Source organism: Thermotoga sp. (genome assembly GCF_021162145.1).
Lineage (GTDB): Bacteria > Thermotogota > Thermotogae > Thermotogales > Thermotogaceae > Thermotoga.
In genome coordinates, this window is record NZ_JAGGZH010000097.1 from 12,460 (window position 1) to 35,446 (window position 22,987).

The following is a 22,987-nucleotide window of genomic DNA, read 5'->3' on the forward strand; positions in this document are numbered from 1 at the left end:
CTCACCTCACAGAACAGCTCTCTTCTCGAAGACGGGAAGTTCTCCGTTACCCTCCACGACCCGTCCTTCCCGTACAATACAGTTCTTATCGACTATCACGTTCCTCAAAACCGCTCCTTCCTCCACAACCGTGTTTTCCATGATTATCGAGTTTTCTACGATCGCACCAACCTTTATCCTGACATTTCTGAACACAACAGAGCTCCTCACGGTACCGGCAATTATGCTTCCATCAGCTATCAGGGAGTTCTCCACGACAGCAGTCGAAGTAAACTTCGGGGGGGGAAGATCCTTCAACTTCGTGTATACCTTGCCATTTTTGTAGAACAGTTCATCACGGACTTCTTTTTTCAGAATGTCCATGTTTATCCTGTAGTACTCGCGGATTCCTTTCTTCACGTTCCTCCAGTATCCGTCGAACCTGTAAGCATACACTTTCAATCTGTCCAAGTTGGGAATCACTATATCGAGGAGAAGATCGTACCTTCCCTGGGGAGCGGTTGCGTAGAGAAGTTCTTTGAGAAGCTCTTTGTTGAGAAAATAAACTCCGAGAAACGCGATGTTACCCTTCGGTCTGATGGGTTTTTCTTCTATCTCCACAACCCTCATGTCTCGATCGAGCTGTACGATCCCATACTCGCTCAAATTGTAAGTTTCGTCCAGTTCTTTCACAAGGAGCGTGATGTCCGCTCTTTTTCTGAGATGGTAGTTGAACATGTCTCTGTAAATCATCTTGTAAATATGGTCGCCCGAACCTATGAGGACATGATCTTCCTCTCCACGTCTCAATATTGTCATGTTCTGAAAGATGGCATCCGCCGTCCCCCTGTACCACACTTCCCTGTTCGGCCCAACGTAAGGTTGGAGGATGAAAAGGCCACCACTCTTTCTGTCCAGGTCCCACTCTTTCCCGGCGCCCAGATGATCCATGAGACTCCTCGGATTATACTGGGTCAGAATACCCACTTTCCTGATGCCGGAGTTCACCATGTTACTCAGTGTGAAGTCTATCGCTCTGTACTTTCCGAAAACAGGAACGGCAGCACTGGCCCTGACTTTTGTCAGGGGCCACAACCTGTCACTCTTCCCTCCTGCAAGGATCAAACCGAGCACTCTCATCTTCTTCACCTCTCCCTGTCCTCATCGAAAATTCTATCACCCCCAGCTTCCTTCAACGAAACCGTTCGAGAGTTTTTTCAAAAGGTTGAGAATGGAGTTGGTGATGGGATCCGGATACTCCCTGACGACAAGGCATACCTTTTCTCCAACGCTTCTCATAGCGGACAAAAAACCTGCCACTCTGAGGACATGCCCCACTACCTCCGGAAACACCAGAACATCTGATCTTTCCACTGTTTCAACCGCACGTCCAGGCACATCGAGCATCTCCTCGAAACTCACTCCGTAACGTTTGGAAAAAAGGTTCAACACGGCACAGGAGAGGGAGAAAAGCACTTTTGGGTGTTCCGGAAAGTACTCTTCAAGTTCTTCAAAAAGACCGAATATCTGTCCAGACTTTGCTTCCTTCAGAAATCCTTCGTACTCTTCCAGCACAGCGACTACAGTTTTGTAGTTCTCTCCCAGACTCTTCTCCGGCACGATGGAGGAGATTCCTCTAGATCCTTCCTCCATCAATTCCAGCCGTACAATTTCCCTGTTTCTCCATCTCTCCAGATGGTAGGTTACTATCATGGTCCTCTCCCCTCTCTGGAAAAGTTTTAAGTAAAGTGTTAGAATTCCTTCAGGGGTGGTTCAATAATGACTATATCAACAATTGCCTCGATTTTGAAAGATCACATCCTGGAAGTTAGTGCCCCTATGGACCTAAAAATCTCCGGAATCTCCAACCACACCTCCAGAGTAAAGAAAGGAGATCTTTTCATCTGCAGAAAGGGAGAGAAATTCGACTCTCACGAGATAATTCCAGAGGTGATCGAAAAAGGAGCTGTGGCCGTTGCAGTAGAGAGAAAAGTGAACATTGATGTACCACACATCCTGGTCTTTGATTCAAGGTATTTTGAAGCAAAGCTGGCGAGTTTGTTCTTCGAAGATCCCTGGAAGGACACCTTTACTTTCGGTATCACAGGCACCAACGGAAAAACAACCACAACACTAATGATCTACCACATGCTCACGTCGATAGGTATGAAAGGAAGTGTTCTCACCACCGTGGTAAAGAACATCCTCGGAAAGACTTATTACGACGATATCACCACCCCCGATGCGATTACCATTCTCTCCGCCATGAAGGAGAACAGGGACGGCGGAGGAAAGTTCTTTGCTCTCGAAGTTTCCTCTCACGCTCTGGTCCAGAAGAGGGTGGAGGGTGTGAGGTTCGACGTTGGCATCTTCACCAACATATCGCGTGATCATTTGGATTTTCACGGTACCTTTGAGAACTACCTGAAAGCCAAACTCCACCTGCTCGATCTTCTGAAGGACGATGGTTTCGCCGTTTTGAACGAGTCTTTATCCGATACCTTTCATCGGAAGGTAAGGAAGGTCACCTTCGGTACATCCAGGAACGCTAATTACAGACTGGGGAACGTCGAAGTTAGCTGGGAAGGAACGTACTTTGTACTGGAAACACCGGATGGTTTCTTGAAGGTTTTCACAAAAGCCATTGGTGACTTCAACGCGTACAACGCGGCCGCTGCCATAGCTGCTCTCCATCAACTGGGGTTCGACCCGAAAGAGCTTGCCGAATCTCTCGAGAGTTTCACGGGAGTCGAGGGAAGATTCGAAGTTGTGAAAGCAGCAAAAAAGGCGGGGTTCAACGTTATCGTCGACTTTGCTCATTCACCTGATGCCCTGGAAAAGTTGTTGAGAAACGTTAGAAAGATATCGAGAGGAAGAGTGATCGTCGTGTTCGGTGCGGGAGGTAACAGCGACAGAGGGAAACGCCCCATGATGTCCAGAGTTGCCTCTAATCTTGCCGACGTGGTGATACTGACGACAGACGATCCCAGAGGAGAAGATCCAGAGCAAATAATGGAGGATTTGATAAAAGGGGTAGATAAGAGCAAACCCTATCTGGTGCTCTTCGATAGAAAAGAAGCCATAGAAACGGCCCTCACAATAGCAAACAGAGGTGATACAGTTGTCGTTGCTGGAAGGGGTCACGAGAGATACCAGATAATAAGCGATGAGAGGAGGATTCCGTTCCACGATAGAGACGTGATCGAAGAGATAGTGAGAGAAAAATTGAGAGGGAGGAAGTTCGTTCAGTGAAGGAACTTCTCGGAAGGAGATTCGTTCTGAACTCAAAAGAGGTGAGAAAAGGAGACGTTTTTGTCGCTGTGAAGGGAAAAAGATTCGACGGTCATGATTTCATAGACGAAGCCATACGGCACGGTGCCTATGCCGTTATCGCAGAGAAAGCAGTTGTACATTCAGACAGAATTGTTCTCGTCAAAAACTCGGTTGAAGCACTGGCAGAGCTTGCCCGTTTGAAACTGAGCGGGTTTCCGAAGACAATAATTGGAATAACGGGCTCGAATGGGAAAACGACAACAAAGGAAATTCTCTATGAACTTCTGAAAAAAAGAAAAAATGTCTTCAAAACACCCGGTAACATGAACACAGAGTATGGTCTTCCTCTTTCCATACTGAACGGGTACAGCGGAGAAGAAATCCTCGTCCTCGAAATGGCTGTAAACAAAGTGGGAGACATTGCACATCTGTGCAGCATAGCACCTCCTGACGTGGCAGTTCTCCTGAACGTAGGAAGCGCTCACCTAGAATTCTTTGAAAGCAGAGAAAACATCATGGAGGCCAAACTTGAGATCGTAAAACACTCGAAGAAAGACTCCGTTGTCGTCACACTCTTTGACGATCTTGACCTGAAGAAAAAAGTTTTGTTGCATAGGAAGAAGGTGATGTTTTTTGGAACGAAGGGTGGAGACGTCGTTCTGAAAAATTGGTGGTACTACAGGGACTTCACCATCTCAGAGTACCAGACATTCAAATCACCCTTCACAGTGAAACTACCAGGGTTCTGGAACAGAGGACAACTTCTCAACCTTGCCGCTTCGCTGTGTGTGATGGAAGCTCTGGGTGAGAAGGTGAACGTCCTCGAACTATCCAACTTGAAGACAGTTCCAGGAAGATTCAATGTGGAAGAAGTGGAGGGTGTGAGGATCGTCGACGATACCTACAACGCTAGTCCAGAAGCCTTTCAAATGGCGATAGAGGCACTCCTCAGATTTCCCGGTAGAAAATTTGCCGTCGTGGGAGCGATGAAAGAGCTGGGAAAAGAGTCAAAGAAACTCCATGAAAGGCTTGGAAAGCAGCTTGATGTTTTGGACGGTGTGTACGTGTTCTTGGCAGAACCCGAGGCAAGATGGATAAAAACCAAAAAGAAAGTTCTTGAAACGGACAGCGCAGAAGAAATCGCCAGAGATCTCTCCACAAGAGTCCGAAAAGGAGATGTCGTGCTCTTCAAAGCATCCAGAGCGGTTAAAATAGAAAGAGTTTTGAAAATCTTCGAAAGGAAGCTGAAGGAAGGATGATCGCGGCAGACTTTCTTTTGAACCTTTTGCTCTATCCGGTTCTGATAAACCTGTTCAAGAGGAAGAGAGTGGGACAGTACATAAGAAAAGAAGGTCCCGACCTTCATGGATACAAAGAAGGAACTCCAACCATGGGAGGTGTGCTGTTCGTCCTGGTCAGCCTCCTATTTGGAGTTCTTTCAAAAGTGGATGGTGTGACCCTTGCTGGGACATTTCTGTTCTTTCTCATCGGCTTCCTCGACGACCTTCTCAGCATCGCAAAGAGGAATTCCACCGGTCTGAAGGCATATCAAAAAGCTCTTCTCCAACTTGTTGTTGCCTCCGTTGTGATCGTCCTTGTACGACCTGAAACGACCGTCGATCTTTTTGAAATCGAGCTGGAGATGGGTGCGTGGTACTATCTATTCGCACTGGTTGTGATCGTGGGAAGCTCAAACGCCATGAACTTAACAGACGGACTGGACGGTCTCGCAGGTTGGGTTTACATCAGCGGAACCATCCCGTACTGGTTTTTTCTCAAAGAAAAGGGATTTTCAGAAAGAATCATGATCCTTCTGTGTGCGGGTGTTTTGGCGTTTCTTATCTTCAACTCCAAACCGGCCAGGATCTTCATGGGCGACACGGGATCGATCACTTTGGGGGGAACCTTGGGGATCGTTTCTGTTCTTACCAAGACAGAGTTCTACCTAATTCTGTTCTTCCCCGTTCTGGTGGTTGAAACACTGAGCGTGATCCTGCAGGTTCTGTCTTTCAAGATCTTCAAGCGAAGAATTTTCAAGATGTCACCCCTCCATCATCATTTCGAGCTTCTTGGTTGGAAAGAGGAAAAGATCGTGGCGGTTTTCACCGCTTTCAACCTGGTATCCTCCCTGATAGCCCTTGAAGTCTTCGGGGTGATAGGATGAGGATCGGTCTTCTTGGGTTTGGAAAAAGCAACAGAGCCCTTCTGAAGTATCTCTTAAAGACTGAGGAAATTGAAATCTTTGTGAGCGAAGAGAAGAGGCTCGATGACGATACGAAGAGGTACCTAAAGGAACACGATGTCGATTTTGAAGACGGAGGGCACACCGAGAAACTTCTGAGCTGCGACGTTGTCTACGTTAGTCCCGGCGTGAAGCCCCAATCGGACATCGTCAAAAGACTGGTTGCAAGTGGTGTGAACATATCCACCGAACTTCAATTCTTCCTAGACAAGGCAACCGAAGAAAGGGTCATAGGTATCACCGGAACGAACGGAAAGAGCACTTCTGCTGCTTTGTTACATCACTCCCTTTCACACCGGGGTTTGAGGGTCTTCTTAGGAGGTAATTTCGGAACACCTGCCGTCGAGGCGCTCAGAGAAAATTACGACTACTACGTCCTGGAGGTGAGCAGTTTTCAGCTCTTCTGGTGTGAAAGACCCCGGGTCTCCAAGTTTGTACTTTTGAACGTATCGGAGGATCATTTGGACTGGCATTCTTCGTTCGAAGAATATCTCAAATCGAAATTGAAACCCGCATTCTTCCAGGAAGAAAAAGACGTATTCGTTTACAACAAGGGTGTCGAGGTTCTGGAAGATCTGAGCAGTGTGAGATCAAAGAAGATCCCGTTCTGGACAGAAAGTACTTTCGTTGAAAAAGAGAAGCTGGTCATTCAGGGTGAAAGTTTTTCCCTTCCAGAACCGTATCCTCACCAGATGAAGGAGAACATCCTGGCGGTCTCCGTTCTGTACAAGGAGCTTTTCGGTGATGTGGAGAGGTTCCTGGACTCTCTCAGAAGTTTCAAGCCTCTTCCTCACAGAATGGAGTTCCTTGGAAAGATAAGAGGAAGATCCTTCTACAACGATTCCAAAGCAACATCCACTCACGCGGTCCTGGGGGCTCTCTCGAACTTTGACGAGGTTGTGTTGATAATGTGCGGTATCGGGAAAGAAGAAAATTATTCCGCTTTTGTGGAAAAAGCAAAATCCAAAGTAAAGCACTTGATCGTATTCGGTGAGATATACAGGGATCTCAGGCCGCTTTTGAAGGATGCACCTTACAGCGTGGTTGATGACTTGGAGGAAGCATTCGAAAGGGCACTGGAGGTTTCCAAAGAGGGAGACGTGATCCTGTTCAGCCCGGGTGGTGCGAGTTTCGACATGTACGAAAACTACGCGAAGAGGGGAGAACACTTCAGAGAGATCTTCGAAAGATACAAAGAAAAGGAGGGTAGATCTTGAACGAAAGGTCTCTTGTGTTCTTCGTCATCGTTCTTCTGTGCGCCGGCTTCATGGCTCTCAGCAGTTTTGAGATGGTACAGGACTACATAAAACCCGCCAGTGGACGTTCTGTGATTCTGAACCATCTCATGAAACTGACGGTGGCGCTCGTTTTCTTTGTAGTTTTCCTTTACACCGACCATAGGATGCTCTTCTCAAGACCGGTGATAGTGGGCGGATACGTTCTTTCTATAGCCCTACTGGTGGTTGTGCTGATTCTTCCAGGCGGGGAAACGAGGACACACAGGTGGATGAACCTTGGCTATTTTTCCTTTCAACCCTCTGAGTTGGTCAAAATATACACGATCCTCTTTTTGGCGTGGTATGTTGAAAAAAACCAGCTGTTCATGAAACGCCTATTCAGAGGTTTTCTGAAGCCTTTACTTCTGGTATCACCGTTTCTCTTTCTCATACTTGTGGAACCAGATTTCAGTACTTTTGCTTTGCTTTTTCTCACAGTTATGCTGACCCTCTACGTTGCCGAAACACGCGGCGTTTATGTCTTGACATTCTTTTCGATAGCACTGATTTTCTTCGTCTACACGTACAGAATGGGAATGTTGAACAACATCCTTAGGAGTTATCAAATAGAAAGACTCGTCTCTTACCTGAAAGGAAATGTTTCAGAACAGGTGATGAGAGCTGTCGAAGCGATAAGAAGTGGTGGAACTGTGGGAAAAGGTATGGTTTTGGGAGAGGAAAAGCTCTTCGTTCCGGTTGTAACCAGCGACTTCATACTGGCGATAGTTGGAGAAGAACTAGGTTACATCGGTCTTGGTGTGATCCTCTTTTCCTTCTATGGACTGGTACACAGTCTTGTGAAAGTGGTTTCCAGAATGCAACCGATACCTTCTGTTAAAACGTTCATCTCAGGCTTTGCAATTCTGATTATGCTTCAAGTGATGGTGAACGTTGGAGTCGTATCTGGTATCTTCCCAGTGACGGGGGTGACACTTCCACTGGTGAGTTACGGTGGAAGTTCCCTTCTTGCCACGATGATAGGGTTTGGAATAGTCGGTAACATGATTCTGGAGAGTGAAAGAGAATGATACGAGTGGCCGCCGCAGGTGGAGGAACGGGAGGACACTTCTACCCTTTACTTGCCACCCTTGAAACACTCTCTAGAAATGTGAAAACGAAGGTCCTGTTTTTTGCCGTGAAAGGAAAGATAGACGAAAAGGTAGTGAAACAGGAACATCCAGAGTACGAAGTTGTCACTTTGGATGTCAGGGGATTTCTCAGGCCACTCTATCATCCACAGAACCTCTGGCGAGCCACAAAAGTGATTAGCGCAATTTTGAAAGTCAAAAGAGAGCTCTACCGTTTCAAACCCGATGCAGTGCTTCTCACCGGTGGATACGTTTCGGGAGTTGTTGGGCTTGCAGCGAAAAACATGAGAGTTCCCATCTTCTTGCACGAACAGAACGTGGTACCTGGTCTTGCTGTGCGGACTGTGGCAAGATACGCCAGAAAGATCTTCATTTCTTTTGAGAAAACGAAAGAATTTTTGGAAGAATGGAAAGACAGGATCGTCTTTACAGGTTGTCCTGTGAGGGAATCGGACGAGGAAGCAACTCTGGAAGATTTTGTACTCGTTCTCGGAGGAAGTCTGGGAAGTGATCTGATAAACAGTCTAATGGAGAAAGTGTACCACAGGATCCCCCATCTTCGTTTCGTACATTCGACAGGATCTCAAAAGTGGGCAGAAAGACTCTCCAGATTTCCAAACGTTGATGCCTACTCTTATATAGACAATATGCCTTCTCTATGGAAGAAGGCACGTATGTCCATCTCCAGAGCGGGTGCGAGTACGATAGGTGAAATGCTCTATCACGGTGTGCCCGGCATCCTCATACCCTGGGAAGGTTCAGCAGAATCACATCAGCTTGAAAACGCTCTAGAAGCAGAAAGACTCAGTTATGCAATCGTCGTAAGAGAAAAAGAGGCTACTCCTCAGAGGATAATCGAGGCTATTGATAAAATAACGAAAAAAGGTAAAATAGAGAAGATGAAAGAAAATCCTGCGTCGATCATCTCGAGAGAAATAATGGGGGAGATAAGGTGAAAATTCATTTTGTTGGTATCGGTGGAATTGGTATGAGCGCCCTCGCATTACACGAATTTTTCAATGGGAACGAAGTTTACGGCTCTAACATAGAAGAAACGGAGAGGACCACGTATCTAAGAAAACTTAAAATACCCGTTTTCATTCCTCACTCCGAGGAAAATTGGTTCAATCCAGATGTTCTGGTCAAGACCCCGGCCGTTCGAGAGGACAATCCTGAGGTGGTCCGTGCGAGAAAGGAGAACGTGCCGGTTGAGAACAGGCTCTCTTATTTCAGAACGATCCTCGAACGGGAAGATAGAGAAGAATTTGCCGTCACGGGGACCGATGGAAAAACCACCACGACTGCCATGATCGCCCACGTTTTGAAACAGCTGAATAAATCTCCCACTGTGTTCCTTGGAGGTATCATGGGCTTGTTGGAACACGGTAACTACGAAGAGGGCAGAGGACCTATCGTTTACGAACTCGACGAGAGCGAGGAAACCTTTTCAAAATTTTCCCCGAACTATCTGATCATCACGAACGCCAGAGGAGACCACCTTGAAAACTATGAAAACTCGATTTTGAAGTACAAAGCTGCGTTTGAGAGGATCAGCAAAAATTCAGATCTGGTGATCACCTTCGCTGAAGATAGACTCACCTCGCACTTGGGTGACGTGACCTTCGGTGTGAGAAGAGGGATGTATACACTGGAGATGAGAAGCGCCTCTCGTTCTAATCAACGAGCAATCGTGGAAAAAAACGGGAAAAAATACGCGGAGTTGAAACTCAGGATCCCTGGTTTTCACAACGTTTTAAACGCTTTGGCGGTGACGGCTCTCTTTGATTCTCTGGGATACGACTTGGAAGAAGTTTTGAAAGCTCTGGAAGAGTTCCCAGGCGTTCAAAGGAGATTCTCGATATCGTACCGCGATCCAGAAAGCAACATATACGTGGTCGATGACTACGCACACACCCCGGAGGAGATAAAAAACCTCCTTCAGACGGCCAAAGAAGTCTTTGAAAACGAGAAAGTGGTAGTGATCTTTCAACCCCATCGTTACTCACGCTTGGAAAGAGAAGATGGAAACTTCGCAAGAGCACTCCTGCTAGCAGATGAGGTGATAGTGACAGAAGTTTACGATGCATTCGAAGAAAAGAAACCCAACGTCTCTGGGAAGATCATCTGGGATTCTCTGATGAATCTTGGGAAAGAAGCAAAATTCGTGAATGACCTTTCACAGCTGAACGATGTCATCACTCCCAAAAGCAACACCGTCTTTTTGTTCGTCGGAGCTGGAGACATCATCTACTTCTCGAAACGATTCGTGAAGGCGCTTCAGAGCTCTAGTAGCTCTCCTTCACGCGTCTTTGGATCGAAAAGATAAACAGTTGACTTCCCGGTGAGATATCCGCACAACTCCCCAGGGTTGATGATCAGGGTCTTTCCCACTTTCCTCACATCGATCTGATGAGTATGGCCGTAGAGTATCAGATCGTACTCCTGGGAATTCGCCAGGGTTTCTATCAGGATGGGCTCGTGCATCATCACCACTTTCAAACCATCTGCTTCGACAACAGCGGGTGGTTTCACAATCCTCCCATCGCTCTTTCTGTGAAGAAGCAGAACTTCCCCATCGTTGTTTCCAAATACTCCGTGAAACTCCACCCCCTCTTTCAAGAGCTTCCCCAGAATGAAAGGCGCGACGAAATCTCCACAATGGAAGACCCTTTCCACCTTCCTTTCAGAAATCAGGTCTTCAACCTTTTCCAGAGCGTTCATGTTATCGTGGGAATCGCTCAGAATCAACCACATATCCTCACCTCCAAAAGTGGTTTATCAGCAAGATAATAGCCAATGAAACGATCGTGGAGAAAGTGATCAGTCCGCTCGCCAACTCGGAATCGTAGTCTTTCTCTATGGAATAGACGAGGGTCATAATGGCGGACGGAAGGAGTGGGGAAAGAAATAGGTTCATCTCCTCGAACGACGAGAGTGTGAAGATCCTTACTGCGAGCAGAGATACGATGAAACCCAGGAAGTACTTTACAGTGCTTGCCATCAGTATCAATCGGACTCTCTCGAAGACGGATTTGAAACTCAGGTAGTACCCAACAAGAAAGAAGACCAAAAAAGCGTTGGCGTTCTTTATTGTCTGTGCGACCTTGAGAATTATCTCCGGGGGAACGAGTCCAAATACGTTGAGAGTCAAGCTCAATATAAGAGTGAGAAAAGGCGGAAACTCAAAGACCTTCAAAACCCCCTTGATGTTTGCTCTCTCTGCTACAGCTTTTCCCACCCCGAATATGAAAAAAGAATTTCCCAGATCGAAGAGAGCGTAATTGACGACAGAATCGATCCCCCACAGGCTTTCGGCTAGAGGATACATGAACAGACCCGTGTTGAATCCCACAAAAGAGAGAATGAGAGGGACTCTCACCCTCGAATCCTCTACTCTTGAAAAGATCAAAAAAGCAACCGATATCAAAACCAGGTTGCTCAGTATACCAGTAATGGTGAAAGCGAACTTCGAGAAGTGAAAGTGCGCAGTGGACAGGCTGTAAAAGACTGCTGCCGGCAGGGTGAAATTCACCACCAGCCTCGAGAGAACCTTTCCAGTTTCTTTCTCGAAGAACTTCTTCGTCAAGTACCCGATCAGTATCACGATCGAAAACTCCATTCAATACACCCCTGATGGAATTTTATCAAACAAAGAGGACGCCTTCTTGGCGTCCTCTTTATCTGTTCTTGACACTTATCTTTCTCGATGCTTTTTTCTTTTTGAATTCACATACACCCGCAGGGCATTCTCTGACTTCAATGTGCGCCCTGAACTCATCTTCGAAGTTGTCGATTATTGAAAGTAACGGTACTGGGATGCTTTGACCGAGTCCACAGAACGACGTTTCCCCTGCGTTTTTTGCCACTTTTCTGAGAAGATCCAGATCCTCTTCCCTTCCTTCTCCTCTGCTTATTCTCTCCAGTATCTGAACAGCGATCTTCGTTCCTTCTCTACAGGGTGTACATTTACCACAGGATTCGTGCTCGAAGAACTTCATAACGGTGAGCGCAAGATTCACTGCGCAGTGTGACTCATCTGCAACGAGGATGACTCCAGAGCCGAGAGAAACACCGTACTTCGCGTACGAGTCGAAGTCCAGGGGTACGTCGAGCTTGTCGGGTCCTATGAACGTTCCCGCACTACCACCTGTCTGTACCAGTTTCAATTTCTTTCCTTTTTCCACACCTCCACCGAACCTGAAGATCAAATCTCTCACCGTTACACCCATGGGTACCTCCACGATACCCTTCCTCACCACGTTTCCTACAAGAGAAAAGACCTTGGTTCCGGGCGATGATTCTGTGCCGAACTTTCTGAACCAATCCGCTCCGTTCAGAATGATTCTCGGGACATTCACAAAAGTTTCAACGTTATTCACAACCGTTGGCTTTCCAAACAAGCCAAAAGTTGGTGGGTACGGTGGTTTTAGTCTGGGGCGCGCGGGCTTACCCTCTATGGACTCTATCAGGGCAGTCTCTTCACCCGCTACGTAGGCGCCCGCACCCAGTCTGACCTTCAAGTCGAAGGAAAAGCCCGTTCCGAGAATGTTCTCGCCCAAAAACCCATATTCGTAAGCTTGATCTATCGCCCTTCTCAGGATCTCAATGGAGCTGTAGTACTCACCCCTTATGTATATGTAACCTTTTCTCGCTCCAACCGCGTAGCCTGCTATGATCATACCCTCTATCAAAGAATGTGGATCTCCTTCCATGATGAGCCTGTCCTTGAAGGTACCGGGTTCCCCTTCGTCTGCATTGCAAAGGACATACTTTTGATCGGAAGAAGCTTTGTAGGTGAACTCCCACTTCAAACCTGTTGGAAAGCCTGCCCCTCCTCTTCCTCTGAGACCACTTCGCTTTATCTCTCCTATTACCTCTTCTGGTTTCATCTGAAGGGCCTTTGCGAGGGCAAAATATCCATCCCTTGCTATGTACTCTTCTATACGTGTGGGATCTATCTTCCCCACGTTCTTCAGAACGATACGTGTTTCTTCCGCTACCCTCTCCACTTCCACCGTTCCTTTTATCTGATCCTCCGATACTTCGAGACCCGGTATCCTTCTTCCTTTCAATATGTGCTCTTCGAAAACCCTTTTCACGTCACCCTCACTCTTCACAATGTAGAAAACACCATCCGGAAGGATGGAGACAATCACACCTTCAGGATAAACTCCCATACTTCCCGTTTCCAGGACATCCACAGAATCTGACAGATTGTGATCTCTAACAAGATCCCTCAAGTAGTTGAGAAAGTGGCGCGCTCCCATCAGAACACTGTTGGAGTCCACAGAGACAAGAACGGTGATCGGTTTCATTTCCCCTCACCTCTCAGCTTGTTTATGAGATCTCTCACTTTCTCTGGTGTCATGTTTCCATAGTATTCGTCGTTCACCATGATCACAGGTGCTACACCGCAAAGCCCCAGGCAACTCGTCATTTCGAGAGTGAACATGTTGTCGGGAGTGGTTTGACCGAAGTCTATTTTCAGGGTCTCTTTTAACGCCTTCACCACTTCCCTCCCGTTCTCCACATGACACGGGAGACTTTCACACACTCTGATCACGTACTTTCCCCTCGGCTTCGTGGAGAACATCGTGTAGAAGGTGAGGACTTCATACACCTTCGAGAGGGGAACGTTGAGCTCTTCCGCAACGATCTCGGCTGCCTCAGGCGGTATGAAGTTCTTGAAATGTTTTTGGATCTCGTGAAGGGTGTTTATCAGGGTATCCCTCTCTTCCGCCGATTCTTTTGCTTTCTGGATGATCCCGATTATTACATCCCTCATGTGTCCTCCCCCTTCGTCAAAAATTTCACAATTATTCATAGAAAATTATACCACTTCTACCCCAGCATTCAGAAAAGGTTTTTCAGCCAATCAAAGAGTGGCGTTAGAACAAGTGCTGGAAGGAGATTCCCAACCATCACTTTCTTCAACTCGAGGATCCTTATTCCAAGGCCTAAAATCATGATCCCCCCCGTTCCAACGAAATCGGCAATGAAAGTGTCACCAGTGAGAAAGGTGAGATTCCGTGCAAAGGCAACAAGTAACCCCTGAACGATGAACACAGAGAGGGCAGATAGAAACACTCCCGTTCCCAAGGTTGCTGTGAGAACGGTGGCAGAAACAGTATCGAGGACTGTCTTTATGAGGATCAACTCCGCGTTTCCAGAGATTCCTATGTTTATAGAACCGATGATCGTCATCGGACCAACGAGGAAAAGCAACGAAGACGCCAGAAAGCTCTCTGCGAACCCATGGGAATTTCTAAATTTCATGCCAAGATTTTCTATTCTGTCTTCGATCTTCAAAAGCTCTCCGATCACTCCACCAGCAACGAGTGAGAGTAATATCAGCAAAAAGTCGTTCCCCTGGATGATCATGTGCACACCTATCCCCAGTGTGGTGAGTCCTATCACCGTGAAAAGGGTCTCATGGAGTCTCTGGGGAATTCTCTTCTTGAAGACGGCACCAACAAAGGCTCCAAAGAGCACCCCAAGGGAATTCAGGAGAACGGCGTAATGAAACATCACAACAACCTCCCACTCTGTGCGAATACCCCGAATATTCCTCCTGTGTGGACGAACAGAACCCTCTTCCTAGAGGATCTGAACATCTCCAAAGTTCCCCTGAAAGCCTTCGATGTGTATACTGGATCAAGAACGATTGCTTCCTTGGCTGCGACCTCCTTTATGACGTTTACGTCTTCATCGGAGGGAATAGCGTAGCCCGGTCCCCTGTACGAATCCACTATCTCGAAATCAGGCTTCCCCACCCTCACACCAAGATTTTCCATATCTCTAACAATTCTCTTCACTTTTTCAACGAAGTAATCCGCGTCTCTTGTCGTGACATTCACACCGATCACCGGGACACGGTACCCCAAGAAAGAAAGAGCTGCCGATATTCCCGCTATCGTCCCTCCGCTCCCTACAGCACAGACTATGGCATCGAGCGCCTCAACATCGATCTGATCCTTCAACTCCATTACCATGTTGAAGTACCCGAGGGCTCCGAGTGCGTTTGAACCTCCTTCCGGTACGATGTATACATTCTCCCCATTCCTCTCTCTTTCTTTCTTGTACTCCAAGAAGATCTCGTCGATGTTTTCGTATTCCTCTGGAGATACTTCCACGATTTCCGCACCGAGGAGCATATCCAGGAGAAGATTTCCGTTCAAAACTTTTTCACCTTTCCTGAGGAACAGAACAGGTTTCAACCCAAGCTGTTTGGAAACGTACGCGGTTGCTCTGGCGTGGTTCGATTGAATGCCACCACAGGTGAAGACCGTCGTCGCCCCCTGTTTCAAAGCATCTCCCATCAGATACTCAAGCTTTCTGATCTTGTTCCCAGAGCCCAGAAGCTCCGTGAGGTCGTCTCTTTTGACGTAGAGATCGAACCCGTATTCCACCGAGATTCTTCTCAGGAATTGAACAGGAGTGGGTTTGAAGGCGAGATCAACCCTCATAGCTTCCCCTCCTTTCGTTTGTTAAAATTGTAGCACGAGGTGATGCTGGAGTGATCGGGGAAAAAATCGTATCGTTTGAAACGATAGACTCCACGAATCGCTTTTTGAAAGAGAATTTCTCAAGGTATCCTGATGGAACAGTGGTGGTTGCCTTGGAGCAAACTTCAGGATACGGTAGAAACAAAAGAAGATGGCATTCTCCAAGGGGTGGTCTGTGGTTTTCAGTTCTCTTCAAACCGAGAAAACGGGTCGAATTGGTTTTCTACACCAAGGTTTTCTCCGTTGCCATCGTGAAGACGCTGGAGACTCTCAAGGTCCGCGCAGGCATAAAGTGGCCAAACGACGTCTACATATATGGCAGAAAACTCGCGGGCATCCTCACAGAGGGAATCTTTGAAGGGAAGAAACCAATGGCGATAGTCGTGGGAGTGGGGATGAATGTAAACAACGAGATCCCAGACGAATTGAAAACGAGGGCGATCAGTTTGGAAGAAATCCTCGGCAAAGAAGTATCCTTGATGAGGTTGATGGAAGCGATACTGAAAAACGCCCGAGTACTCCTCAGAAGATACATCAAAAAGAAAGAGGCACTGACCAGGATCTGGAAGAGATACCTGCTCCAAAAGGAAGGAGATACCGTCACTTTTCTGGAAGATAACCAAGAGAAAAGGGGAAAGATCTTGAAAATCTCATCCGATCATCTGCTCGTCGAAACCGACGAAGGTGTTAAGAAGGTCTATTCACTCTCTCCTCACTGAGAATTTCGTATCCCCCGTTTCCAACCACTCTAAGTTTCAACTTCTTTGTGGGAAGAAACACCTCTACCACATCGCCATCCTTCACCTCGTAAGAGGCTTTGGCTGGTCTTCCGTTTACCAGGACTTTCTGTCCCTTCAGAAGTCTTTGAGCAACTGTCCTTCTTTTTATAACCGAAATCTTCAGAAACATATCCAACCTCATATCCGATGCACCCTATCTATCAACTCCTCATCCCTCATCAAAAAGGGATCTTCACCTGCCAGAAGAAGTCTCCTCATTACCTTCAGCCTGGTGGTAAAATAAGAGGGATCGATGTTTCTTAAGAAATCCTCCCTCGACCCGTCGAAAGTCTTCCTTCCATCCTCCAGAAACACCACGCGATCCACGTGTTCTATCACCGTTTCTATATCGTGTGAGATGAGAACAACTGTCTTTTTCAGTTTCTTCCATTTCTCTATCACCCTCAAGAGATCGGTTTTACCTCCTCGATCGAGTCCCACGAACGGTTCGTCCAGTATCAGAATGTCCGGTTCGTGCACGATTACAGAAGCAATGGCAACCCTTCTTTTCTCTCCCCCGGATAGAAAAAAAGGAATTCTGTCTTTGAACTCGTCGAAATCCAATCCCACAAATTCCATTGCCTTCTTCACAAAGGGAACGGGATCCTCACCGGGGTAGAAATTTCGTACGGCGAAAGCGATCTCGTCGAAAACACTCTCCGCGAAGAATTGGTCCTCTGGATACTGGAACGCTATGCCTATGTGTTTCCTCACCTCGTAGCCCTTCCTTTGCTTCCCATCGTAGAGTACCCGTCCGCTGGTTGGCTCTATCAAACCTGCTATGATCTGAAGGAGAGTGGATTTCCCAGACCCGGTGTTCCCGGCAACAAGAAGACACTCTCCTTTTTCGATCACAAGATCGATATCTCTAAGGGCGATTTTTTCCAGAGGAGTTCCATGATAAAAGATATGAGTGACGCCGACGACCTCGATCTTCATGTTGAAGATTATACTATGAATAACCCGGGAGATTACCAAGGTGATATAGACCTCATGTGACGAATGAAGAGCAGCGGTGTCCTCTTCTTCTGATTCCGTTAATAGTATATATCACGTGGTAAAATTTAACGAGAGGTGAACATGAGGATGAATTTTTTCGAGCAGATCAAAAACCTCTGGAGAAAGATTTCCGATGCCTGGAACTCCATGTCACGGGAGAGAAAGTTCCTTGTAGGGGGAATAACGGCGGCCCTTGTGATATCCATCATCCTCTTCGCTGTGATAGCCGCCACTCCACACTACAGGCTTCTCATTGCTGGTCTCAGTGAAGAAGAGGCTGGGACGATTATACAAAAACTCGAAGAGATGAATGTTCCCTACAAAGTCTCACCAGGTGGGGACATTTATGTTTCTGATAAGTACAACGTCTACGAATTGAGGATGAAACTCGCTTCCGAGGGAATATTCGGGGGGACCAGAAAGGGCTTTTCCATTCTCAGCGAAAATTCATTCGGGGCCACCAGCTTTGACAAGCAGGTGAAGTACCAGATCGCTCTCCAGGAAGAACTGGAGAAGAGCATCATGACCATTAAGGGAGTCAGGAACGCCCGAGTCCACCTAGTCTTGCCGAAGTACACCTACTACGTTCGTGGCAAAATGGCTGAACCACGTGCCTCTGTCCTCGTTGTACTGGAACCCGGAACCGAGCTCACACGGGAGCAGATAAGAGGAATCGTGGAACTCGTTTCAGGAGCCGTCGAGGGATTGAAACCGGAGAACGTAAGAGTGGTGGACAACTACTCCAGATCCCTCAGCGATATGCTGGAGAGCGGTGAGGAAACCTTCCTGGCATCCAGTAAACTGGAGTTGAAACAACAGCTCGAGAAATACTACGAAAACAAATTGAAGAAAGCTCTTGAAAGTGTGTTTGGACCGGGGAGGGTGGAAGTGATCCCCGATGTTTCCCTGAACTGGACGAAGATAGAAACGGAGATGAAAAGGTACGAAGCGCCGGCCAGAAGAGAGGGACTGGTCAGAAGTCAAGAAACGGAGACCGAGAGAAGTCAAAACCTTCCCGCTGGTGGAGGTGAAGTGGGAACGGAGTCGAACATACCCCCACTCAGCTATCCGTCTGCAAGTAGCGAGGGAACGAGCACATACGAAAGGACTCACACAATCACCAACTATGAGTTGAACGAGATCTATCAGAAGATCCTTCAAAACCATGAGGGAGAAATATCGTCTCTTTCTGTTGCTGTGATAATCGATGCTTCTTCCACTGTTCTCCAAACCAACAACAACTGGTACGAAATCATAAACGATCTGGTGGAGAAAGGTATCGGTTCTGCTACCTCTTCCGCCTCCTTGAACATTGCGGTGGCGTTTTTACCCTTCGACAGAACAATTGAAAGAACCTTGCAAAAGGAGCTGGAACAGCTCCAGGCAAGAAAAAGGTTCACCATGTACTCACTTGGAATCGCCATTCTTGGCTTTCTTACCTTCTTATTTGTGTACATCATGATAGTGCAGATCCGAAGGATCAGAGCTAGGAAACTGGCGGAAGAGAGGAGAAGAAAGCTTGAGGAAGAAATAAAAGAAGTTCTCCAGGAGGAGATGAAAGAAGAAGAAAAGATCTCACCTGAAGAAAAAGAATTAATGGAACTGATAGAAGAACTGGAGAATATCTTCAACCGCTCGCCCGCTGATATCGCCGAGATAGTCCGCTTGTGGTTCTTCGAGAGGGGATGATACCGTGCCTGAGAAGAAACTCGATGGGAAGAGAAAGGCTGCTGTCCTCCTAGTGGCACTCGGACCAGAAAAGGCCGCTCAGGTGATGAAACATCTCGACGAGGAAACAGTGGAACAACTGGTGGTGGAAATAGCGAACATAGGTAAAGTCTCCCAAGAAGAAAAGAAACAAGTATTAGAGGAGTTTCTGAACCTTGCCAAAGCAAAGGAAATGATCTCAGAAGGTGGGATAGAGTACGCAAAAAAAGTCCTGGAGAAGGCGTTCGGACCAGAAAAAGCGCGAAAGATCATCGAAAGGCTGACCGCTTCTCTTCAAGTGAAACCCTTCAGTTTCATAAAGGACACGGATCCCGTTCAGCTTGTGAACTTCCTTCAAGGAGAGCATCCTCAGACCATAGCTGTTGTCTTGAGCTACCTTGATCCACCAGTCGCGGCCCAGATACTAGGAGCACTTCCTGAGGATCTACAAAGCGAGGTGCTAAAGAGAATTGCCCTCCTCGAGAGAACCTCACCAGAGGTTGTGAAGGAAATCGAAAAGAATCTTGAGAAAAAGATATCGGGCTTTGTGAGTCAAACCTTCAGCAAGGTAGGGGGTGTGGACACTGCCGCTGAGATCATGAACAACATAGACAGGAGCACGGAAAAGAAAATCATGGACAAACTGGCACAGGAGAACCCCGAGCTTGCTGACGAGATAAGAAGAAGGATGTTCGTGTTCGAGGACATCCTCAAGCTTGACGACAGGTCGATCCAGCTTGTTTTGAGGGAGGTTGACACGAGAGATCTGGCGCTTGCTCTGAAGGGTGCCTCAGATGAGCTGAAAGAGAAGATTTTCAGAAACATGTCGAAGAGAGCGGCCGCCCTACTCAAAGATGAACTGGAGTACATGGGACCTGTCAGGATCAAAGACGTTGAAGAAGCTCAGCAAAAGATCATAAACGTGATCAGAAGGCTCGAGGAGGCAGGAGAAATCGTCATAGCAAGAGGCGGTGGAGAGGAGTTGATCATGTAACATGCTCCTCAGAAAAGACGAGATATTCTACATAGATCTCCCGAAGAAGATCAAAACAGAAGAAAAAGAAAAGGAGTCTAAAAGAGTCGAGGAAACTTCCAAAGAACAGCTCGACAAGATCAAAGAGCAGATCATCTCCCAGGCACAAAAAGAAGCTCGGAAGATCGTAGAGGAAGCGAAAAGAAAGGCAGAAGAAATCCTGAAAAACGCTTCGAGCAAAGCAGAAAGATTGGAACTCGAAGCAAAGAAGGCGCTGGAGGAGAAAAGAAGGCAAAAACAAGAATTCTTGGAGTACATTCTCTCGTTGAAAAAACAGATGCAGACACAACTCCAACAAAAGGTAGAGGAGATCCTGCCTGAAATCATCGAAATTCTCAAGGTACTGTTCAGAAAAATCCTCGAGAAAGAGATGAACGAATCAGTCATGGAGAGAAAGCTCAGGAGCGCTCTTTCGAAGGTGACTGGCATTGAGAACGTGAGGATAAGAATTCACCCAGAGGACTTGGAGAAAATCGATCTGAAAGAACTGAAAGGCAGACAGGTGGTACCGGATCCCAACGTTGAGAAGGGTGGAGTGATCGTCGAAACGGAGTACGGTGTCTTGGACAAGACGTTCTCCTATCAGTGGAAGCTGGTCGAGGACATATTCGAAGAGGTGGTGGGGTTTGAAGGACGTCCTCAGAGAATTGAAGAGGAGACTGACTGAAGAGGATTTCAATCGCTTCAACGGAAGAGTGACGCGCGTTGTTGGTCTCATCGTCGAATCACAGGGTCCCGATGCGTTTTTGGGGGAGATGTGTAAGATTTCCCTCCAGAACGGAAAAAATGCCCTGGCAGAGGTTGTTGGTTTCAAAGAAGGAAGGGTTGTTTTAATGCCCTATGAAGACGTTTCAGGGTTGAGAATGGGTTGCGAAGTCATACGAACGAACAGAGTGCTGGAGATCGGTGTAGGTAGAAACATGATCGGCCGTGTCTTCGACGGACTGGGACGACCGCTCGATGGGAGATCCTTCGTCCCGGAAGAACGGTATCCCCTGACGAACTCGCCACCACATCCCCTGAAAAGAAAGAGGATAAAAAATCCTCTTCCGGTTGGTGTTCGAGCAATCGATGGTTTCATCACCATAGGAAAAGGACAGAGAATTGGAATATTCGCGGGCAGTGGTGTTGGAAAGAGCACCCTCCTTGGCATGATAGCACGGAACACGACGGCAGATGTGTGTGTGCTTGCTCTCATAGGGGAAAGAGGAAGAGAGGTTAGAGAGTTCATCGAAAGGGACCTGGGAGAAGAAGGGCTGAAGCGATCTATCCTCGTGGTTTCCACTTCCGATCAGCCAGCCCTCACCAGAGTGAAATCTCTTCTCACTGCCACCAGCATAGCAGAGTATTACAGGGACCTCGGGTACGATGTGCTTTTGATGGTAGACTCGCTCACCAGATGGGCCATGGCCCAGAGAGAAGTTGGTCTTGCAATAGGAGAACCACCAACCACCCGGGGTTATCCCCCCAGTGTGTTTGCAGGACTTCCCAAGATACTCGAAAGAGCTGGAAACTCAGACAAAGGAAGCATAACAGCTGTTTACACGGTTCTCGTCGAGGCGGACGATTTCAACGAACCTATATCCGACACGGTCCGCTCCATAGTGGACGGCCATATCGTTCTTTCGAGGAAACTTGCAGAGTCGAACCACTATCCTGCCATCGATGTGTTGGCAAGCGTGAGCAGATTGATGAATGATGTGGTCTCAGAGGAACACAAAGAGGCGGCAAACCACCTCAGATCGTTGATGGCTTCCTACGAGTCAGCAAAAGACTTGATAGAGATAGGAGCTTACAAGAGAGGAACCAATCCTCTCGTCGACAAAGCGATCGAAATGCAAGAAGATATCAACGCGTTCTTGAGACAGGGGATCTTCGAGAAGTCTTCTTTCGAAGAAACCGTCCAAATGCTCCTTGAACTTTATTCACGTTCTCTTGACCAGATGTGACATGTCCCCGATCATCATGAAAAGCTCGTCGATGTTCTTCAAAAATCCTAGCCTGTTCATCCTCAAGTCATCCCTCTTTACCATCACGAAGACGTTATCGAAGTAGTCGTCAATGTAAGGTTTCAACTCTATCAGGTACTGTAGTGCTTCCTTGTAGTTTAACCTTTCTAGGGCTTTTAGAACCTTCTCCTTCACTTCGAAGAACTTGTTCATCAATCTTTTTTCTTCTTCCTTCTCAAAAAGGGCACCGTCGAACTCCTTGGAATCGTGTTTCTTCGTTATGTTGTGCACACGTTCGAATCCAACAAACAGATCTTGAAACTCCGGTTTCTCCGAAATCTTCTGGAGAGCCTCCGCTGCAAGTGTTCCCCTCAGAGGTCTTTCCCATAGATGGTTTACCGCTCTTGCAACGTCATAGGATATCCCAAGCTCGTTGATGAGGAACTGATAGAACCTGGTTGAAAAGAAATCTTCCAGTTCATCGGAGAGGTGATGGCTGACCAAGGACGACGCGAAAGTCAAAAGTTCTTTGAGTGAAACATCCCACTCGTTCCTTCTCACTATCCTGAAAATAGTATCCGCTCTGCTCTTCAGTCCGTACGGATCTTTCGAACTTGTGGGAACGTTTCCTATGGCAAAATTACCCACGATGGTGTCCAGTCTGTCCGCCATTCCCACCACTGAACCTATCACCGTCTCCGGACTTTCGGAATAATGATCTTCTATTGCGATCGCGAGTTCCTCGTCCATTCCTTCTTTCAAAGCATAGATTCTCCCCATGACACCCTGAAGTTCTGGAAATTCGTACACTACCTTGGAAGCGATATCTGCTTTGCACACTGACGCCACCTCCAACACCCTGTCAGTGAAATCCTCAGGAAATTTCAGCTCCTCGCATATCTTTCTGGAGATCTTCACAATCCTCTCCACTTTGTTGTACAGTGTGCCGAGCTTTTCTTGAAACACGATTTCCTTCAGCTTTTCATTCATCTCTTCGAGAGAAATCTCCAGATCCTTGTAAAAATAGTAACGAGCGTCCTCCAAGCGGGCATTTATCACCCGTTCGTACCCTTTGACAACGTTCTCAGGAGGCTGGGGACCATCTTGGAAGACCACGAAGAAATTCGTCAATCTGTCTTTGCGAGCAATGAAAGCC

23 protein-coding genes are annotated in these 22,987 nt (G+C 47.2%); 12 read left to right on the forward strand and 11 right to left on the reverse strand.

Annotated features, from left to right (window positions below; genetic code table 11):
- Window positions 1–6 precede the first annotated feature (6 nt).
- On the reverse strand, window positions 7–1,119 hold the full coding sequence (gene glgD, locus J7K79_RS06120; protein WP_296906364.1) for a glucose-1-phosphate adenylyltransferase subunit GlgD: 1,113 nt from the start codon (window positions 1,117–1,119) through the stop codon (window positions 7–9).
- Between the two features lie 36 nt (window positions 1,120–1,155).
- Window positions 1,156–1,692 carry a hypothetical protein gene (locus J7K79_RS06125; RefSeq protein WP_296906367.1) on the reverse strand — a complete coding sequence of 179 codons (537 nt, stop codon included), beginning with the start codon at window positions 1,690–1,692 and terminating at the stop codon, window positions 1,156–1,158.
- A 66-nt stretch (window positions 1,693–1,758) separates the two neighbouring features.
- Here J7K79_RS06125 and J7K79_RS06130 point away from each other — a divergent pair, with 66 nt between their 5' ends.
- Genes J7K79_RS06130 through murC form a run of 7 tightly spaced genes read left to right on the forward strand, consistent with a single transcriptional unit; the run spans window position 1,759 to window position 10,185 of the window.
- Window positions 1,759–3,231: a UDP-N-acetylmuramoyl-L-alanyl-D-glutamate--2,6-diaminopimelate ligase gene (locus J7K79_RS06130; protein ID WP_296906369.1), complete on the forward strand. Its 1,473-nt coding sequence runs from the start codon at window positions 1,759–1,761 to the stop codon at window positions 3,229–3,231.
- On the forward strand, window positions 3,228–4,511 hold the full coding sequence (gene murF, locus J7K79_RS06135; protein WP_296906371.1) for a UDP-N-acetylmuramoyl-tripeptide--D-alanyl-D-alanine ligase: 1,284 nt from the start codon (window positions 3,228–3,230) through the stop codon (window positions 4,509–4,511). The genes J7K79_RS06130 and murF overlap by 4 nt, the downstream gene beginning before the upstream one ends.
- On the forward strand, window positions 4,508–5,416 hold the full coding sequence (gene mraY, locus J7K79_RS06140) for a phospho-N-acetylmuramoyl-pentapeptide-transferase (protein WP_296906374.1): 909 nt from the start codon (window positions 4,508–4,510) through the stop codon (window positions 5,414–5,416). Before murF ends, mraY begins: the two co-directional genes overlap by 4 nt.
- Complete coding sequence (murD, locus tag J7K79_RS06145) at window positions 5,413–6,711, forward strand: UDP-N-acetylmuramoyl-L-alanine--D-glutamate ligase (protein ID WP_296906377.1); 1,299 nt, start codon at window positions 5,413–5,415, stop codon at window positions 6,709–6,711. Before mraY ends, murD begins: the two co-directional genes overlap by 4 nt.
- On the forward strand, window positions 6,708–7,799 hold the full coding sequence (locus J7K79_RS06150; RefSeq protein ID WP_296906379.1) for an FtsW/RodA/SpoVE family cell cycle protein: 1,092 nt from the start codon (window positions 6,708–6,710) through the stop codon (window positions 7,797–7,799). The genes murD and J7K79_RS06150 overlap by 4 nt, the downstream gene beginning before the upstream one ends.
- Complete coding sequence (gene murG, locus J7K79_RS06155) at window positions 7,796–8,815, forward strand: undecaprenyldiphospho-muramoylpentapeptide beta-N-acetylglucosaminyltransferase (protein WP_296906381.1); 1,020 nt, start codon at window positions 7,796–7,798, stop codon at window positions 8,813–8,815. The genes J7K79_RS06150 and murG overlap by 4 nt, the downstream gene beginning before the upstream one ends.
- Window positions 8,812–10,185, forward strand: coding sequence for a UDP-N-acetylmuramate--L-alanine ligase (murC, locus tag J7K79_RS06160; RefSeq protein ID WP_296906383.1), 1,374 nt, complete (start codon window positions 8,812–8,814; stop codon window positions 10,183–10,185). The genes murG and murC overlap by 4 nt, the downstream gene beginning before the upstream one ends.
- On the opposite strand, the gene J7K79_RS06165 is transcribed toward murC, so the two are convergent.
- From J7K79_RS06165 to J7K79_RS06190, 6 genes are all read right to left on the reverse strand, one after another.
- The gene (locus tag J7K79_RS06165) at window positions 10,137–10,613 is read right to left on the reverse strand and encodes a metallophosphoesterase (RefSeq protein WP_296906385.1); all 477 of its coding nucleotides are present in this window, start codon (window positions 10,611–10,613) and stop codon (window positions 10,137–10,139) included. The two genes, murC and J7K79_RS06165, sit on opposite strands and share 49 nt — an antisense overlap.
- Before the next feature lie 4 nt (window positions 10,614–10,617).
- Entirely contained in the window at window positions 10,618–11,478 is an 861-nt protein-coding gene (locus J7K79_RS06170) for an AEC family transporter (RefSeq protein WP_296906388.1), read from the reverse strand.
- 58 nt (window positions 11,479–11,536) lie between these two features.
- On the reverse strand, window positions 11,537–13,174 hold the full coding sequence (gene nuoF / locus J7K79_RS06175; protein ID WP_296906391.1) for an NADH-quinone oxidoreductase subunit NuoF: 1,638 nt from the start codon (window positions 13,172–13,174) through the stop codon (window positions 11,537–11,539).
- On the reverse strand, window positions 13,171–13,644 hold the full coding sequence (gene nuoE, locus J7K79_RS06180; protein WP_296906394.1) for an NADH-quinone oxidoreductase subunit NuoE: 474 nt from the start codon (window positions 13,642–13,644) through the stop codon (window positions 13,171–13,173). The genes nuoF and nuoE overlap by 4 nt, the downstream gene beginning before the upstream one ends.
- Before the next feature lie 68 nt (window positions 13,645–13,712).
- A complete protein-coding gene (locus tag J7K79_RS06185; protein WP_296906397.1) occupies window positions 13,713–14,387 on the reverse strand; it encodes a DUF554 domain-containing protein in 675 nt (224 codons plus the stop codon).
- Entirely contained in the window at window positions 14,387–15,325 is a 939-nt protein-coding gene (locus J7K79_RS06190; protein WP_296906400.1) for a D-cysteine desulfhydrase family protein, read from the reverse strand. Before J7K79_RS06190 ends, J7K79_RS06185 begins: the two co-directional genes overlap by 1 nt.
- A gap of 50 nt (window positions 15,326–15,375) precedes the next feature.
- On the opposite strand from J7K79_RS06190, the gene J7K79_RS06195 reads away from it, so the two are divergent.
- Entirely contained in the window at window positions 15,376–16,083 is a 708-nt protein-coding gene (locus J7K79_RS06195; protein ID WP_296906403.1) for a biotin--[acetyl-CoA-carboxylase] ligase, read from the forward strand.
- On the opposite strand, the gene J7K79_RS06200 is transcribed toward J7K79_RS06195, so the two are convergent.
- Both J7K79_RS06200 and ecfA2 read right to left on the reverse strand, forming a co-directional pair.
- Entirely contained in the window at window positions 16,052–16,285 is a 234-nt protein-coding gene (locus J7K79_RS06200) for a S4 domain-containing protein (protein ID WP_366932595.1), read from the reverse strand. The two genes, J7K79_RS06195 and J7K79_RS06200, sit on opposite strands and share 32 nt — an antisense overlap.
- Window positions 16,282–17,121 (reverse strand): energy-coupling factor ABC transporter ATP-binding protein EcfA2, encoded by an 840-nt coding sequence (ecfA2, locus tag J7K79_RS06205; protein ID WP_296906409.1) that lies wholly within the window; start codon window positions 17,119–17,121, stop codon window positions 16,282–16,284. Before ecfA2 ends, J7K79_RS06200 begins: the two co-directional genes overlap by 4 nt.
- 108 nt (window positions 17,122–17,229) lie before the next feature.
- On the opposite strand from ecfA2, the gene fliF reads away from it, so the two are divergent.
- From fliF to fliI, 4 genes are read left to right on the forward strand one after another with little or no spacing between them, the layout of a single operon-like run.
- Window positions 17,230–18,831, forward strand: a complete 1,602-nt coding sequence (gene fliF / locus J7K79_RS06210) for a flagellar basal-body MS-ring/collar protein FliF (RefSeq protein ID WP_366932596.1) — start codon at window positions 17,230–17,232, stop codon at window positions 18,829–18,831.
- 4 nt (window positions 18,832–18,835) lie between these two features.
- Window positions 18,836–19,843, forward strand: coding sequence for a flagellar motor switch protein FliG (gene fliG / locus J7K79_RS06215; protein WP_296906414.1), 1,008 nt, complete (start codon window positions 18,836–18,838; stop codon window positions 19,841–19,843).
- Between the two features lies 1 nt (window position 19,844).
- Entirely contained in the window at window positions 19,845–20,549 is a 705-nt protein-coding gene (locus J7K79_RS06220) for a FliH/SctL family protein (protein WP_296906417.1), read from the forward strand.
- The gene (gene fliI / locus J7K79_RS06225) at window positions 20,509–21,831 is read left to right on the forward strand and encodes a flagellar protein export ATPase FliI (protein WP_296906420.1); all 1,323 of its coding nucleotides are present in this window, start codon (window positions 20,509–20,511) and stop codon (window positions 21,829–21,831) included. Before J7K79_RS06220 ends, fliI begins: the two co-directional genes overlap by 41 nt.
- On the opposite strand, the gene glyS is transcribed toward fliI, so the two are convergent.
- A partial coding sequence (gene glyS, locus J7K79_RS06230) for a glycine--tRNA ligase subunit beta (RefSeq protein ID WP_296906423.1) occupies window positions 21,808–22,987 on the reverse strand: 1,180 nt, incomplete at its 5' end. The genes fliI and glyS overlap by 24 nt on opposite strands.

Bases quoted from the DNA above. Each gene is read 5' to 3' on its own strand.
- J7K79_RS06130 (WP_296906369.1), top strand. From the start codon at position 1,759: ATGACTATATCAACAATTGCCTCGATTTTGAAAGATCACATCCTGGAA.
- J7K79_RS06185 (WP_296906397.1), bottom strand. From the start codon at position 14,387: ATGTTTCATTACGCCGTTCTCCTGAATTCCCTTGGGGTGCTCTTTGGA.
- J7K79_RS06220 (WP_296906417.1), top strand. From the start codon at position 19,845: ATGCTCCTCAGAAAAGACGAGATATTCTACATAGATCTCCCGAAGAAG.
- glgD (WP_296906364.1), bottom strand. From the start codon at position 1,119: ATGAGAGTGCTCGGTTTGATCCTTGCAGGAGGGAAGAGTGACAGGTTG.
- murG (WP_296906381.1), top strand. From the start codon at position 7,796: ATGATACGAGTGGCCGCCGCAGGTGGAGGAACGGGAGGACACTTCTAC.
- fliF (WP_366932596.1), top strand. From the start codon at position 17,230: ATGAATTTTTTCGAGCAGATCAAAAACCTCTGGAGAAAGATTTCCGAT.
- J7K79_RS06170 (WP_296906388.1), bottom strand. From the start codon at position 11,478: ATGGAGTTTTCGATCGTGATACTGATCGGGTACTTGACGAAGAAGTTC.
- J7K79_RS06190 (WP_296906400.1), bottom strand. From the start codon at position 15,325: ATGAGGGTTGATCTCGCCTTCAAACCCACTCCTGTTCAATTCCTGAGA.
- nuoF (WP_296906391.1), bottom strand. From the start codon at position 13,174: ATGAAACCGATCACCGTTCTTGTCTCTGTGGACTCCAACAGTGTTCTG.
- J7K79_RS06125 (WP_296906367.1), bottom strand. From the start codon at position 1,692: ATGATAGTAACCTACCATCTGGAGAGATGGAGAAACAGGGAAATTGTA.
- mraY (WP_296906374.1), top strand. From the start codon at position 4,508: ATGATCGCGGCAGACTTTCTTTTGAACCTTTTGCTCTATCCGGTTCTG.
- murD (WP_296906377.1), top strand. From the start codon at position 5,413: ATGAGGATCGGTCTTCTTGGGTTTGGAAAAAGCAACAGAGCCCTTCTG.
- J7K79_RS06165 (WP_296906385.1), bottom strand. From the start codon at position 10,613: ATGTGGTTGATTCTGAGCGATTCCCACGATAACATGAACGCTCTGGAA.
- nuoE (WP_296906394.1), bottom strand. From the start codon at position 13,644: ATGAGGGATGTAATAATCGGGATCATCCAGAAAGCAAAAGAATCGGCG.
- J7K79_RS06200 (WP_366932595.1), bottom strand. From the start codon at position 16,285: ATGAGGTTGGATATGTTTCTGAAGATTTCGGTTATAAAAAGAAGGACA.